14 protein-coding genes are annotated in these 13,152 nt (G+C 61.3%); 4 read left to right on the top strand and 10 right to left on the bottom strand.

What is annotated here, in order from left to right:
• Positions 1-9: 9 nt before the first annotated feature.
• Complete coding sequence (locus PSUM_RS05845) at positions 10-1,167, bottom strand: efflux RND transporter periplasmic adaptor subunit (RefSeq protein ID WP_020797195.1); 1,158 nt, start codon at positions 1,165-1,167, stop codon at positions 10-12.
• A gap of 264 nt (positions 1,168-1,431) precedes the next feature.
• Between PSUM_RS05845 and PSUM_RS05840 the strand changes: the two genes are divergently transcribed.
• Together PSUM_RS05840 and PSUM_RS05835 are read left to right on the top strand one after the other, a co-directional pair.
• Positions 1,432-2,133, top strand: a complete 702-nt coding sequence (locus tag PSUM_RS05840; RefSeq protein ID WP_020797194.1) for a response regulator — start codon at positions 1,432-1,434, stop codon at positions 2,131-2,133.
• A gap of 4 nt (positions 2,134-2,137) precedes the next feature.
• Positions 2,138-3,436: an ATP-binding protein gene (locus PSUM_RS05835; protein WP_083349188.1), complete on the top strand. Its 1,299-nt coding sequence runs from the start codon at positions 2,138-2,140 to the stop codon at positions 3,434-3,436.
• Between the two features lie 104 nt (positions 3,437-3,540).
• Here the strand turns inward: PSUM_RS05835 and PSUM_RS05830 are convergent, their stop codons facing one another.
• The 7 genes from PSUM_RS05830 to PSUM_RS05800 form a co-directional block, all read right to left on the bottom strand.
• The gene (locus PSUM_RS05830; RefSeq protein WP_083349187.1) at positions 3,541-4,302 is read right to left on the bottom strand and encodes an anti-sigma factor family protein; all 762 of its coding nucleotides are present in this window, start codon (positions 4,300-4,302) and stop codon (positions 3,541-3,543) included.
• Complete coding sequence (locus tag PSUM_RS05825) at positions 4,299-4,784, bottom strand: sigma-70 family RNA polymerase sigma factor (RefSeq protein ID WP_020797190.1); 486 nt, start codon at positions 4,782-4,784, stop codon at positions 4,299-4,301. The genes PSUM_RS05830 and PSUM_RS05825 overlap by 4 nt, the downstream gene beginning before the upstream one ends.
• A 66-nt stretch (positions 4,785-4,850) precedes the next feature.
• Entirely contained in the window at positions 4,851-5,384 is a 534-nt protein-coding gene (locus PSUM_RS05820) for a tetratricopeptide repeat protein (protein ID WP_020797189.1), read from the bottom strand.
• 138 nt (positions 5,385-5,522) lie between these two features.
• Positions 5,523-6,476, bottom strand: coding sequence for a D-2-hydroxyacid dehydrogenase family protein (locus PSUM_RS05815; RefSeq protein WP_033040422.1), 954 nt, complete (start codon positions 6,474-6,476; stop codon positions 5,523-5,525).
• A 13-nt stretch (positions 6,477-6,489) separates the two neighbouring features.
• Positions 6,490-7,512, bottom strand: a complete 1,023-nt coding sequence (locus PSUM_RS05810; protein ID WP_083349186.1) for an alpha/beta fold hydrolase — start codon at positions 7,510-7,512, stop codon at positions 6,490-6,492.
• 83 nt (positions 7,513-7,595) lie between these two features.
• On the bottom strand, positions 7,596-8,030 hold the full coding sequence (locus PSUM_RS05805; RefSeq protein WP_033040427.1) for a YqaA family protein: 435 nt from the start codon (positions 8,028-8,030) through the stop codon (positions 7,596-7,598).
• Entirely contained in the window at positions 8,030-8,476 is a 447-nt protein-coding gene (locus PSUM_RS05800; RefSeq protein WP_083349185.1) for a DUF411 domain-containing protein, read from the bottom strand. The genes PSUM_RS05805 and PSUM_RS05800 overlap by 1 nt, the downstream gene beginning before the upstream one ends.
• A gap of 380 nt (positions 8,477-8,856) precedes the next feature.
• On the opposite strand from PSUM_RS05800, the gene PSUM_RS05790 reads away from it, so the two are divergent.
• The gene (locus PSUM_RS05790; RefSeq protein ID WP_020797184.1) at positions 8,857-9,045 is read left to right on the top strand and encodes a hypothetical protein; all 189 of its coding nucleotides are present in this window, start codon (positions 8,857-8,859) and stop codon (positions 9,043-9,045) included.
• Positions 9,046-9,068: 23 nt separating this feature from the next.
• Here the strand turns inward: PSUM_RS05790 and PSUM_RS05785 are convergent, their stop codons facing one another.
• Positions 9,069-9,440 (bottom strand): hypothetical protein, encoded by a 372-nt coding sequence (locus PSUM_RS05785; RefSeq protein ID WP_020797183.1) that lies wholly within the window; start codon positions 9,438-9,440, stop codon positions 9,069-9,071.
• A gap of 255 nt (positions 9,441-9,695) precedes the next feature.
• On the opposite strand from PSUM_RS05785, the gene pvdQ reads away from it, so the two are divergent.
• On the top strand, positions 9,696-12,032 hold the full coding sequence (gene pvdQ, locus PSUM_RS05780; protein ID WP_083349184.1) for a bifunctional acylase PvdQ: 2,337 nt from the start codon (positions 9,696-9,698) through the stop codon (positions 12,030-12,032).
• Positions 12,033-12,086: 54 nt separating this feature from the next.
• Here the strand turns inward: pvdQ and PSUM_RS05775 are convergent, their stop codons facing one another.
• Entirely contained in the window at positions 12,087-13,085 is a 999-nt protein-coding gene (locus PSUM_RS05775) for a FecR family protein (protein WP_083349183.1), read from the bottom strand.
• Between the last annotated feature and the right edge of the window lie 67 nt (positions 13,086-13,152).

Below are 13,152 nucleotides of genomic sequence, written 5' to 3'. Positions count from 1 at the left end.
GCGTCCTGCTTACTGGCCAGAAACCTGGGCAAGTGGAAGAGGGGTGTCGTCGACCTGCACTTTTTCGCCGGGGCGGGCGTGTTGCAGGCCTTCGATGACGATGCGGTCGCCGGGCTTCAACCCGCCCGTGACGACCCAACGGTCGTTCTGCACCGGCCCCAGTTCGACCGGCTGTTGGCTGACGCGCTGCTCTGCGTCGAGCAGCAATACCTGGGCGATGCCGGCGCTGTCACGCTGGATGGCCCGTTGCGGCACGCTGATGCCTTGCTGGTTGACGGCTTGCTCCAGGCGCACGCGCACGAAGCTGCCAGGCAGCAGGTCGAGGTCCGGGTTGGGGAATTCGCTGCGCAGGATGACCTGGCCGGTGCCCGGGTCGACGGTGATGTCGGTGAAAAGCAGCTTGCCGGGCAACGGGTAGAGGCTCCCGTCGTCCTGGATCAGGGTGGCCTTGGCCTGGCCTTGGCCCACTTCCTTCAATTGGCCGGACCGGAACGCCCGGCGCAGGTCGTTGAGTTCGCGAGTTGATTGGGTCAGGTCGGCGTGGATCGGATCGAGTTGCTGGATCAGCGCCAAAGGCGTGGTCTCGTTTTGCCCGACCAGTGCGCCTTCGGTGACCAGCGCGCGACCGATACGTCCGGAAATCGGCGCGGTGACCGTGGCGTAGCCAAGGTTCAGCCGGGCGCGTTCAACCGCCGCCTTGCTGGCGGCCACGTCGGCGGCGGTTTGCCGGGCGTTGGCCCGGGCGTTGTCGTAGTCCTGGCCGCTGATGGCCTTGTCGTCAATCAACTGGGCGTAGCGCTGCTCTTGCAGTTTCGCCTGGAACGCGTTGGCCTCGGCCTTGCGCAATACCGCCTCGGCGCTATCGAGATCCGCCTTGAACGGCGCCGGATCGATCCGGAACAGCACCTCGCCTTTTTTCACGTCGCTGCCCTCGCGAAAGGCCCGTTGCAGCACCACGCCGGCGACCCGGGCGCGCACCTCGGCCATGCGCGGCGCGGCAATGCGCCCGGTCAATTCGCTGCTGATCGACAGCGCTCGGGTTTCGACGGTTTCGATGCGAACGCTGGCCAATGGCGGCTGTTCTTCGGCGATCGAAGACTTGTCGCACGCGCTCAGCGTCAACGCCAGTGCGATCAGGCTGAGCCCGGCAAGCAGTTTCTTTGACATGGATGACCCCAATAGTGACCCCCAGCATCCTACTGGGCGACGGCGATGGTAGCGGTGAAGCTTTGTTGGTGCTGTGTGAAATTGTGTAAGGGTTTTGCTCAGGTGTGTGTGAGGGCGTATATCCTTCAGGCCATGAATTTTATTGCGCCTGTCAGATCGTCTTCGCGAGCAGGCTCGCTCCCACAGTTGAAATGCATTCCCTGTGGGAGCGAGCCTGCTCGCGAAAGCGGCCTGACCGGCACCACAGCATTTCTGGAAACACCCATGCCCAACATCCTCCTGGTCGAAGACGACACCGCACTCGCCGAGCTGATCGCCAGCTACCTGGAACGCAACGGTTACTCCGTCAACGTAATCGGTCGAGGCGATCAGGTGCGCGAACGCGCACGGCTCACACCGCCGGACCTGGTGATCCTCGACTTGATGCTGCCCGGTCTCGATGGCTTGCAAGTCTGCCGCCTGCTACGCGCCGATTCAGCGAGCTTGCCGATCCTCATGCTCACCGCCCGCGACGACAGCCACGATCAGGTGCTGGGCCTGGAAATGGGCGCCGACGACTACGTCACCAAACCCTGCGAACCCCGGGTGCTGCTGGCCCGTGTGCGCACCTTGCTACGGCGCAGCAGCCTTGCCGAGCCATTGGCGGCCAATGACCGGATCCTCATGGGCAACCTGTGCATCGATCTGTCCGAGCGCACGGTGACCTGGCGCGGGCAACCGGTGGAAATGTCCAGCGGCGAGTACAACTTGCTGGTGGTGCTGGCCCGACATGCTGGCGAAGTGTTGAGCCGCGACCAGATCCTGCAACGCCTGCGTGGCATCGAGTTCAACGGCACCGACCGCTCGGTGGACGTGGCCATCTCCAAGCTGCGGCGCAAGTTCGACGACAATGCCGGCGAGGCTCGCAAGATCAAGACCGTGTGGGGCAAGGGTTACCTGTTCAGTCGATCCGAGTGGGAATGCTGAGACGATGTTCAGAATCCTCTTTCGCCTGTACCTGGTGACCATCGTTTCGTTCAGCACCGCGATCTACCTCGTGCCGGACCTGGTGATCAAGGTCTTCCACGAGCGCTTCATCACCTACAACCTGGACTACTCGCGTGGTTTGCAAACCCTCATGGTCAGGCAGTTCAAGGCCGTCCCGAGCGAACAATGGCCAGCCTTGGCCGCGCAAATGGACAAGGAATTCGAACCGCTGCATATCGTGCTCAGCGCCATTGACGATGCCAGCTTGTCGAGCGAAGAACAGCAGCGTTTGCAGCGCGGCGAAAACGTCGTGCGCGTTGGCGACTGGGGCTGGCGCACCCTGGCGGTGGCACCGCTGAACGAGCGCACCGTGGTGCAAATGGTCGTGCCGCCAGACCCGATGGACGTCAGCCTGTTGTACTGGAGCATCAACGTGCTGATCGGCGCGACCATGCTCGCCTGTCTGTTGCTGTGGCTGCGCCCGCACTGGCGTGACCTGGAACGGCTCAAGGGCGCGGCGGAACGCTTCGGCAAGGGGCACTTGAGCGAGCGTACGCAGATTGCCGCCAGTTCCAACATCGGCAGTCTTGCCAACGTTTTCGACACGATGGCTGGCGACATCGAAAACCTGCTGAATCAGCAGCGGGACCTGCTCAACGCCGTATCCCACGAGTTGCGCACGCCATTGACCCGCCTGGATTTTGGCCTGGCCCTGGCCCTTTCCGATGATTTGCCCGCCACCAGCCGCGAGCGCTTGCAGGGGTTGGTCAATCACATCCGTGAGCTCGACGAACTGGTGCTGGAATTGCTGTCGTACAGCCGCCTGCAAAACCCCGCGCGTTTACCGGAGCCTATCGAAGTGTCGCTGGATGAATTCATCGACAGCATCCTGGGCAGCGTCGACGAAGAACAATCGCCGGATATCGTCATCGACGTGTTGCTGCACGGCCAGCTCGAACGCTTTAGCCTCGACCCACGCCTGACCGCCCGCGCCCTGCAAAACCTGTTGCGCAACGCCATGCGCTACTGCGAAAGGCGCATTCAGGTAGGCGTACAGGTGTGCCCCAAAGGCTGTGAGATCTGGGTGGACGACGACGGGATCGGTATCCCGGATGACGAGCGCGAGCGGATATTCGAACCGTTCTATCGACTCGATCGCAGCCGGGATCGGGCCACCGGCGGGTTTGGCCTGGGGCTGGCAATCAGCCGTCGGGCATTGGAAGCCCAGGGTGGAACGTTGACGGTGCAAGCGTCGCCGTTGGGTGGGGCACGGTTTCGGCTGTGGTTGCCGACAGCGCCCTGATCCATCATCACCCGGTAGGAGCTGCCGCAGGCTGCGATCTTTTGATCTTGCTTCTTCCAATATCAAGATCAAAAGATCGCAGCCTGCGGCAGCTCCTACAAGGCTCAGGCGCGGATCCGAGTGCGTAATTGCGTGGCCATCTCCTCAAGATCCACCGGCGAATTACGCCCGATCAGCATCCACGCGTGCTCCATATCCGACCAATACACGATGTTCATCCCGTGCCGTCGCTCTTTGGCAAAATGCCGGCTGCCACTGTTGGAGCGCGTGACGCACAGCGCCATCGGCCCATGGACCGGGTCGAGGTAGGTGATCTGGGCGATAGCCACGCCGTCGTATTCAAGGATTTGCGCGCGCTTGAATTGGGCGCGTGGCAACGCCAGTTTTGCCGGCAGCAGATTAAGGCCCAATCGTGCGTCGATGGTGCGTAGCTGCGCCAGTTGTGTCGCTTCGTCACTGGGCAAATGGTCGAGGGTTTCCGGTACGTAGAGCACCATGTAGTCGGCGACCAGCCCGCGCCAGTTGTGGGTCTGCTGGCTGGTTTGCCAACCGAGGAACAAACGATCCGCCAGCACACCGCCCGCCAGCAATCCGGCGGCGGCCGCGAGGAACCAGCGCCGACTCAGTGCAGGGCGTGTCGGGACGGGCTGGGTATCGAGCATGGCTTGGAGGCGCTCGACCGGGGCTTGTCGAGTCACTTCGTCGTAAGCTGACTTGAACGGCATGCTGCTGCGGTCTAGCCATTGCAGGCGCAGGCCGAGCATCGGGTCTTCGGCGAGGGCGGCATCGATGCGGCTGCGTTGTTCGGCATCGAGCTGGTTGTCCAGGTAGGCCACCAGTTGCTCATCCGACAGTTTCGCGTTCATCGACGTTCTCCGGTGGAAGGGTTCGGCACCGTGTGCAGGGGCGGATACTCGGCGAGTTTCAGCCGGGCGGCGGCCAGTCGGCTCATCACGGTGCCGATGGGGACTTGCAGGACATCGGCCACCTCGCGGTAGGACAAGCCTTCGACGTAGGCCAGAAACACCGTTTCGCGCTGGGCCTCGGGCAACGCCTCTACGCGCCGGATCACCTGCGCGGCGCGAACATGGGTATGTGCCGCTTGTTCGCCATCGAACGACAGGGCTTGATCGGCATCCACCACGCCCTGGCCCTGGTGCACTCGGCGGGCTCGCACTTCATTGACCCAGATCGAATGCAGAATGCTCATCAGCCAACGGTCCATGCGCGTGCCCGATTCAAATTGCCCGCCGCGTTCGAGCGCCCGCACGCAGGTGGCCTGCACCAGGTCCTCGGCGACATGCCGTTGTCGGGACAACAGCAAGCCGTAACGCCACAGACGCGCCAAGTGCTGTCCCAGTTCTGCCCTAATGTCCTGATCGCTGGCGATAGCGACCTCCCTCCAATCGGGTTGTCAGGTTTTCGATGACGCGTTGATGGCTTCGGCGAGGTCCTGGTATTGCTCGCAGGTGGTGTTGCCGCAGATCGATTTGATCTGCTGCAACTGTTCCCGGGCGAGGTCCAGCCGGCCCTTGATCACATAGGCTTCGCCAAGGTACTCGCGAACCAGCGCATATTGCGGATCAAGCTTGACCGACTGCAGGTAATAACCGATGCCTTCATCGGTACGTCCCAGTTTACGCGTGGCGTAGCCCCGATAGTTCAAGGCCTTGGCAGTGTTGGGTTGCTTGAGCGTATCGAGCAGGGCCAAGGCTTCTTCGTAACGCCCGTCCTTGGCCAGCTGATAGGCGTAGTCGGTGCGGTCGGCATCCGGCAAGAGCATGCTGGTCTGCTTGACGCACCTTTGTGCCTTGCTGTCGAACACCTGCCCTCGAGGGCACTGCGGTTTGGCAGGGGTATCTTCCTCGCCGTTGGCCCATGCCAGGGAACTGGACAGCGCGACGGCAAGCACCAGCGATGCAGTAACAATCGAGAGACGGCGATTCATGGGCAATGCTCCGAACGGGCCGAAAACGTTGAGAAGGGCTGATGACCCTTCATGCGAAACATAAACACCTCGGCCTGAACATTTATTCGTTTTTTTTGGCGATTTTCTGCAACAAAAGCTCCAGGTTACCGGGCGCTGTCAACTCAGTAGACGCATCGGTTTTCCCGCCGCCCAAGCCTGGATGTCCTCAATCATCTGCGCAAAGAATAGATGGTAATTTTGCTGGCTGACGTACCCGACGTGGGGCGTTGCCAGCACGTTGTCCAGGGTTCTGAACGGATGATGCGCGGGCAGGGGCTCTTGCTCGAACACGTCCAGCGCCGCGCCACCCAGGCGTTGTTTCTGCAGGGCCTTGATCAGCGCCGCTTCATCGACAATCGGCCCGCGCGCGGTGTTGACCAGTAGCGCCGTGGGCTTCATCCATGCCAACGCCTGCGCGTCCACCATGCCACGGCTGCGCTCACTGAGCACCAGGTGCACCGACAACACGTCGGCCTGCTCGAACAATTGCTGCTTGCTGACGTAGGTTACGTCGAACTCGGCGGCGCGTTCGGCGTTGAGGTTTTCACTCCAGGCGATGACCCGCATGCCGAACGCCTGGCCGAAGCGGGCGACCCGTTGGCCAATGCTGCCCAGGCCCAGGATCGCCAGGGTCTTGCCATGCAGATCGCCACCGAGGCCTTGCTGCCACTTTCCGGCGCGCAAGGCGTTGGCTTCGACCACCAGGTTGCGGGTTGCGGCCATGATCAGTGCCCAGGTCAGCTCCGGCGCGGCATGTTTATAGCTGTCGGTGCCACAGACCTGAATGCCGAGCGCAGCAGCGGCCTTGAGGTCGAGGGCGGCATTGCGCATGCCACCGGTCACCAGCAGCTTGAGATTGGGTAAGCGGCGCAGCAGGTCTTCGTCGAAGCGCGTGCGCTCGCGCATCACGCAGATCACTTCAAACTCGCCCAGGCGCGCGGCCAGGGTCGGGTTGTCAGCGGGGTAGTCGTGGATGAACGCGACCTGGCCGATGGTCTCCAGCGCCGACCAGTCCACCACGTCGCGGGCCACATCCTGCCAATCATCGATCACTGCAATCTGTACCGCCATCAGCCTTACCTCATCAAGGAACGGGGTTGGTTTTGTCCAGCCAGCCAAGCAAGGCCTTGTGAAATTGCGCCGGCTCTTCCATCTGCGGCGCGTGCCCCATGCCGGGGAATTCGACCAGGGTCGATTGGGGAATCAGTTTCGCCACCTGCTTGCCGAGCAAGTCGTAATGACCGATTTTCGCCTTGACCTCGGGGGGCGCGATGTCCTTGTTGATCGCCGTGGTGTCGGCGGTGCCGATCAGCAGCAAGGTCGGCACCTTCAGGTCCTTGAACTCGTAGTAGACCGGTTGGGTGAAAATCATGTCGTAGATCAAAGCCGAGTTCCAGGCGACCTGGTTTTTTCCAGGGCCCTTGGCCATGCCGGCGTACATGTCTACCCAGCGGTCGAATTCGGGCTTCCAGCGGCCATCATAATAGGTGTTGCGCTGGTAGTCGTGGATGCCTTCGGCTGTCACCTTCAGTTCGCGCTCATACCATTGATCGACCGTGCGATAAGGCACGCCGAGGGCTTTCCAGTCTTCCAGGCCGATCGGGTTCACCATCGCAAGCTGGTCGACCTGTTCGGGATATTGCAGCGCATAGCGGGTGGCGAGCATGCCGCCGGTGGAATGTCCGAGCAAGCTGGCTTTCTGGATGCCGAGGGCCTTGAGCAGTTGCTGGGTGTTGCTCGCCAGTTGCTGGAAGGTGTACTGATAATTGTCCGGTTTGCTGGACGTGCAGAAGCCGATCTGATCCGGGGCAATGACCCGGTAGCCGGCGTCGCTCAGGGCCTTGATCGAGGTTTCCCAGGTGGCGCCGCAGAAGTTCTTGCCGTGCATCAGCACCACGCTGCGGCCGTTGGCCTTGCCATGGGCTGCCACGTCCATGTAGCCCATTTGCAGGGATTTGCCCTGGGACTCGAACGCAAAATGCTTGAGGGTGTAGGGGTATTCGAAGCCTTGCAGCTCCGGTCCGTAGACCGGGCCCTCGGCAGCGATGGCGGGCATGGCGGCGGTCAGCAGCAGGCCGGGCAGCCAGCATGAGCGGGTAAGGGGCATGGATGAACTCCGTTGAAAATCCGCCGATGCTGGATCGGCACGATTAGGGCGACATTAAACAGGCAATCGCCGCGGCACTTGGTTCAACTCATCCACCCCAGGGTGGCCAACGCCACTGCGCCATAACGGGCGCCCTTGGCCAGGGTCACGATCAACAGGAAACGCCCCAGCGGCTCGCGCATGACGCCGGCCACCAGGGTCAGTGGGTCTCCGATCACCGGCAGCCAACTGAGCAGTAACGACCAGTGGCCGTAACGTTGATAGTGACGACGGGCGTTTTCCAGGTGCCTGGCGCTGACCGGGAACCAGCGCCGGTCCCGAAAGCGCTCGATGGCGCGCCCCAGCCACCAGTTCACCACTGAACCGAGGACGTTGCCCAGCGTGGCGACAGCCAGCAGCAACCACAGCCAGTACCGATCGCTGAGTATCAGCCCGACCAGCACTGCTTCGGACTGCAGCGGCAGTAAAGTCGCGGCACCGAATGCCGCCAGGAACAAGCCGAAGCAGGCAGTGAAAATCAATGGGCGGGGTAGTCCGCCACCACCACATCCGTACCGTCCTTTTTCAGGCCGATCACCTGATAGGCATCGCTCATGCCGTCCATTTCCATGCCCGGCGAGCCCATGGGCATGCCAGGGGCGGCAACACCCAACAGGTCATCGCGTTTGCTCAGGGCCAGTACTTGATCGGCTGGCACATGGCCTTCTACGAATTTGCCGTTGATCAAGCCGGTGTGGCACGAGGCCAGGCGCGGTGGTACGCCGTGTTGTTGCTTGAACTCGCTCATGTTGCTTTCGACGTGGTCTTCTACCTTGAAGCCATTGGCTTCGAGATGGCTGATCCATTTCTTGCAGCAACCGCAATTGGCATCACGATGGACCTCGATCGGGATCAGGTCGGCGGCTTGGGCCGGGGAGGAAATCAACAGGGCGCCCAAGGCAGCCAGACGTAAATGAGTTCGCATGAGGGAAGGGTCTCGGGTTGCGGGCGAAAATCATATTTTGAGGGTTTTTTGCGGGTAGGCGCTGCGAGTGTGTTTCGAAGTGCTACCGAGTTGCTTGGCCTTATTATCGTAGATCAAAGTTGTCAGGCGGATGAGGGGAAGATGACAAGTTTGTCAGGTTGGCGGCCGCACCCGTTGCACACGGCTCACGTCATGCGTCGTCAGCGGAACGCCGAGCGTCCCTGGAGGAACTCCCACGCAGAGCATGGGTACGATCACACATGGGGCGGCTGTCAGGCCGCCTTCGCCGCGATAAAGCTAAAAATCTTCATCGGCTGTAACATAAGCCCCCGTTTGATGGATACACAGCGGATACATATTTTCAGCTTCAGGAATTACCAATGACTCAATCGCAACGTTTGAAATACTCGATTCTGATCTCCCTCGTGGTACTGGGAATCATGTTTGGCCTTTCGTATTTGCAGAACACCGGTGTCATCAGTGAAAAACTGTTCCAGTACATCGCCATTGGCGTGGCGGTGGTCGTGGTGGTCGTCAACGGCATGATGCGCCGCAAGGTCAAGCCCTGAGCGACGCGCCGGGCCTGGCTCGATCAGTCGTGGTGCAGCAGGGCGACGGCGCGTGGGTGGAGGCTGTAGCTCTTGTCCGCATTGAGGACAATCACGCCTTCGCTGCACAGGCGTTTCAACACTTCGCGCACACTCAGGAACGATAAGGGAATATCCAGTTCCAGCAACTGCGTGTGCACGCCGCGCACGCCCAGGCTGCGGTCGTTCTCGGCGGCCGACAGCAAGGCGTCGATGACTTTCAGGCGAATCAGACTGGTTCGCAGGCCAAAGCTCTTGAGCAGGATGCGGATGCGCTCGTTGCCGTGGCGCTCGGTACGCTGGTCGAAAACACCGACCCCAATGGAAGTGCCCTTTGGCGCTTTGCTACCGTCCGTTGGCAGTTGCGAGTTGTACATTGCAAAAACTCCTTTTCAGAGCCTGATCGGGAAAAATTGGGCGCTCTTGCCTTACAGACGCATGAGCGACCCAAATCATGAAGACTTAAATGTAGAAATTTCGTCGTCATGATGTGACCACTGTGTAAGGTGGCGTTGAAATGCGGTCCGCGACCGCCATCCAGTCTCCTAAATTTTCGTCGTTTGCTTCGTCCCTAACAGGATGCGCAGTCTGTACGCAGAACTGTGACCATCGTTTTTCGATCAGGAGCGAGTGTGATTATTTCCAGCCAGTTAGCCAGGATAAGCCTGGCGGGTGTATTTCTCGGGCTGAGCCTTGCGGCGAACGCACACAACCTGCCTGGGCAGGCGAGTGCCGATATCCGCCGCACCAGTTTCGGTGTGCCGCATATTCGAGCCGAAAACGAGCGGGGGCTCGGTTACGGCATCGGCTATGCCTACGCTCAGGATAACCTGTGTTTGCTGGCCAACGAGATCGCCACGGTGAACGGTCAACGTTCACGGTTCTTCGGTCCGGACCCGTCCACCGTCGAAGGGCGTGAAAACCGCGTCAGCGATCTGTTTTTCACCTGGTTGAACACCCCGCAGGCGGTCGATGCTTTCTGGCAGGCGCAACCCCTCGAAGTGCGGCAGCTGATGGAAGGTTATGTGGCCGGTTACAACCGTTCCCTGGACGAGCGTCGGGCGCGGGGCCTGCCGCCGCAGTGCCAGGGCGATTGGGTGCGGGACATCACCGCGATGGATCTGGTCAAGCTGACCCGGCGCTTGCTGGTCGAGGGCGGCGTCGGGCAGTTCGCCGAAGCCCTGGCGGGTGCGACGCCGCCGGCCGCGGTCGCCGCAACTGGCCATGAGCAGGCTTCTTTCCAGGTGGCCGCTTTACGCTTGCAGCGCTTTGCCCTCGATCGCGGCAGCAACGCGGTGGCGGTGGGCAGCGAGCGTTCCTTCAACGGACGCGGCATGTTGCTGGCCAACCCGCATTTTCCGTGGGTCGGCGGGATGCGTTTCTACCAGATGCACCTGACCATCCCTGGCAAACTGGACGTCATGGGCGCCGCATTGCCTGGATTGCCGTTGATCAATATCGGCTTCAACCAGCACCTGGCCTGGACCCACACGGTGGATTCGTCCAAACACTTCACGCTGTATCGACTGCAGCTCGATCCCAAGGATCCGTCCCGTTACCTGCTCGATGGCCAATCGCTGCCAATGCACAAACAGACGCTGACGGTTGACCTCAAACAGCCGGATGGCACGGTCAAAGCGGTGTCCCACGTGGTGTACAGCTCGCAATTTGGCCCGATTGTGCAATGGCCGGGCAAGCTGGATTGGGATAATCAATTCGCCTATAGCTTGCGCGATGCCAACCTGGACAATGGCCGGGTGTTGCAGCAGTGGTACGCCATGAACCGTGCCGGCAGCCTCAAGGAGTTCCAGGCTTCGGTCCATGAAATCCAGGGCATCCCGTGGGTCAACACCCTGGCGGCGGACGATCAGGGCCAGACGCTGTACATGAACCTGTCGGTGGTGCCGAACGTGAGCATCGAAAAACTCGCGCAGTGCAGTGATCCACGAATCGGCTTGCAGATGATCATCCTCGACGGTTCAAACAGCGCCTGCGCCTGGGACATCGACCCGCACGCCGCACAAAAAGGCATTTATGCCGCAAGCCAATTGCCGCAATTGCTGCGCAAGGACTTCGTGCAGCATTCCAATGATTCGGCTTGGCTGGCCAACCCGGCGCAGCCGCTCACCGGGTTCTCGCCATTGATCAGCCAGGACGGCCAACCCTTGGGGCTGCGCGCGCGGTTCGCCCTGGATCGCTTGGGTTCACTGGCCCAGTCCGGGCCGATCGCGGCGGCGGATCTGCAACAGATGGTGCTGGATGACCAGGTGTATCAGGCGGCGCAAGTGATGCCGGACCTGTTGCAATTCTGCGCGGCCGACCTGGGGGCCGATGCGCAGGCGCTGGCGCCGCTGTGTGCCAGCCTCAAGGCCTGGGATCGCAAGGCCAACCTCGACAGCGGCATGGGCTTCGTGCATTTCCAGAATGTCATGGAGGCGCTGGATCAGGTGCCCGATGCCTGGCGCGTGGCGTTCGATCCGCTGGACCCGCAACACACGCCGAGAGGCGTGGCGGTTGATCGTCCACAGGTGGCGCAGGCGTTGCGTCAAGCGATGCTGGCATCGGTAGAGCAGGTCCAGGCGTCAGGGCTCAGGAAAGATGCCCGCTGGGGCGATGTCCAAGTGGTCAGCAGCGGTGGGGAGCAAACGCCGATCCATGGCGGGCCGGGTACGTTGGGCGTCTACAACGCCATCCAGAGCGTGCCCAGGACCGACGGCAAACGCGAAGTGGTCAGCGGCACCAGCTACCTGCAAGTGGTGACGTTCGATGAAAAGGGCCCGCAGGCCAAGGGGCTGCTGGCATTTTCGCTGTCGAGCGATCCAGCCTCGAAATACTCGCGGGACCAGACGCTGGCTTTTTCGAAGAAGCAGCTCAGTGTGTTGCCGTTCACCGAGCAACAGATCCTGGCGGACCCGGACTATCAGGCCCAGACCATCCGTGAACAGGACGCCAGGGTGGTCACCCAGTAAGCTGAAGACGGATTGATCGAAGCGTGAAGGCCGCAGCCGCGAGGGCTGCGGCCTTCAGCTTTTCGGGGCTTGCTGCGGAATGGAGTTGAGGACCGGGTTGCCGTCCTTGTTGCGGGTCAGGTAGACCGGCAGCACCTTGGGCAGGGACGTCACCAGGGTATCAAGCTCCTTGATGTTGTAGATGCCGCCGATGCGGATCGCGCCGGTGCTGTTGTCGGCGACCATCAAGGGGTTTTCAAGGTAGCGGTTGATCAATGGCAGGGCATCGCTGAGCGCCAGGTCGTCGAGCACCAGTTTGCCGTTGCGCCAGGCCAGCGAGTTGTCGTTGTCGTAGGTCTGGCTGATCCGCGGAACGTGGTCGCCGTGGCGATAGCTCGCTTGCATCGAAGGGCCGAGCCTCAAGCCATCCCCCGACAGGTCATCGTTGCTGCTGACCAGTACCGAGCCTTCGACCAGGTTTACCTTCACCTGGTCTTCATACATCCAGACGTTGAATTTTGTCCCGGTGACCCGGATTCGGCCTTCGGACGCCTTGACGACGAATGGGTGCGACGTGTCGTGGCTGACGCTGAAGAACGCTTCGCCTTTTCCCAGGGTGACCTGGCGTCGATCCTTGTAATTGCTGTAGGTCAACTCGCTGCCCAGGTTCAGTTCGACCTGGCTGCCGTCGTTCAAGGTGACCTGACGCACACTGTCGGTCGCCTCGAAGTGTTGATACGAATTGGGCAGCCACCCCAGGTTCCATCCGCTGTACGCCGCCAAAGGCAACGCCAATGCACAAACCGCCGCCATGCCGACAGTGCGCCAGGACGTCCGGGTGCGGCGCACCATTGGCGCAATGCTGGAGTCTGGTCGCGGAAGATCGCCTGCAACTTCCCAGATTTCCAGCATGGCCTCGTACTCGACCAGATGCAGTGGATGAACATCCAGCCACTGCTCGAATGCCTGCCGCTCTTCAACGGTGCAGTCAGGTTCATGCAGGCGCATGCACCAATGCGCGGCGGCTTCGGTGATGGCGTCAAACTGGGCTTGCGAGTGAGGGGTGTCGGTCATTGACTCATCCTGATTTCCCGCATTCTAACCTTGAGGGCAGCTTGCGAGAACAGCCGTCATGGCATTT

Source organism: Pseudomonas umsongensis, assembly GCF_002236105.1.
GTDB lineage: Bacteria > Pseudomonadota > Gammaproteobacteria > Pseudomonadales > Pseudomonadaceae > Aquipseudomonas > Aquipseudomonas umsongensis.
This window is presented reverse-complemented; position numbering and strand designations above follow the sequence as displayed.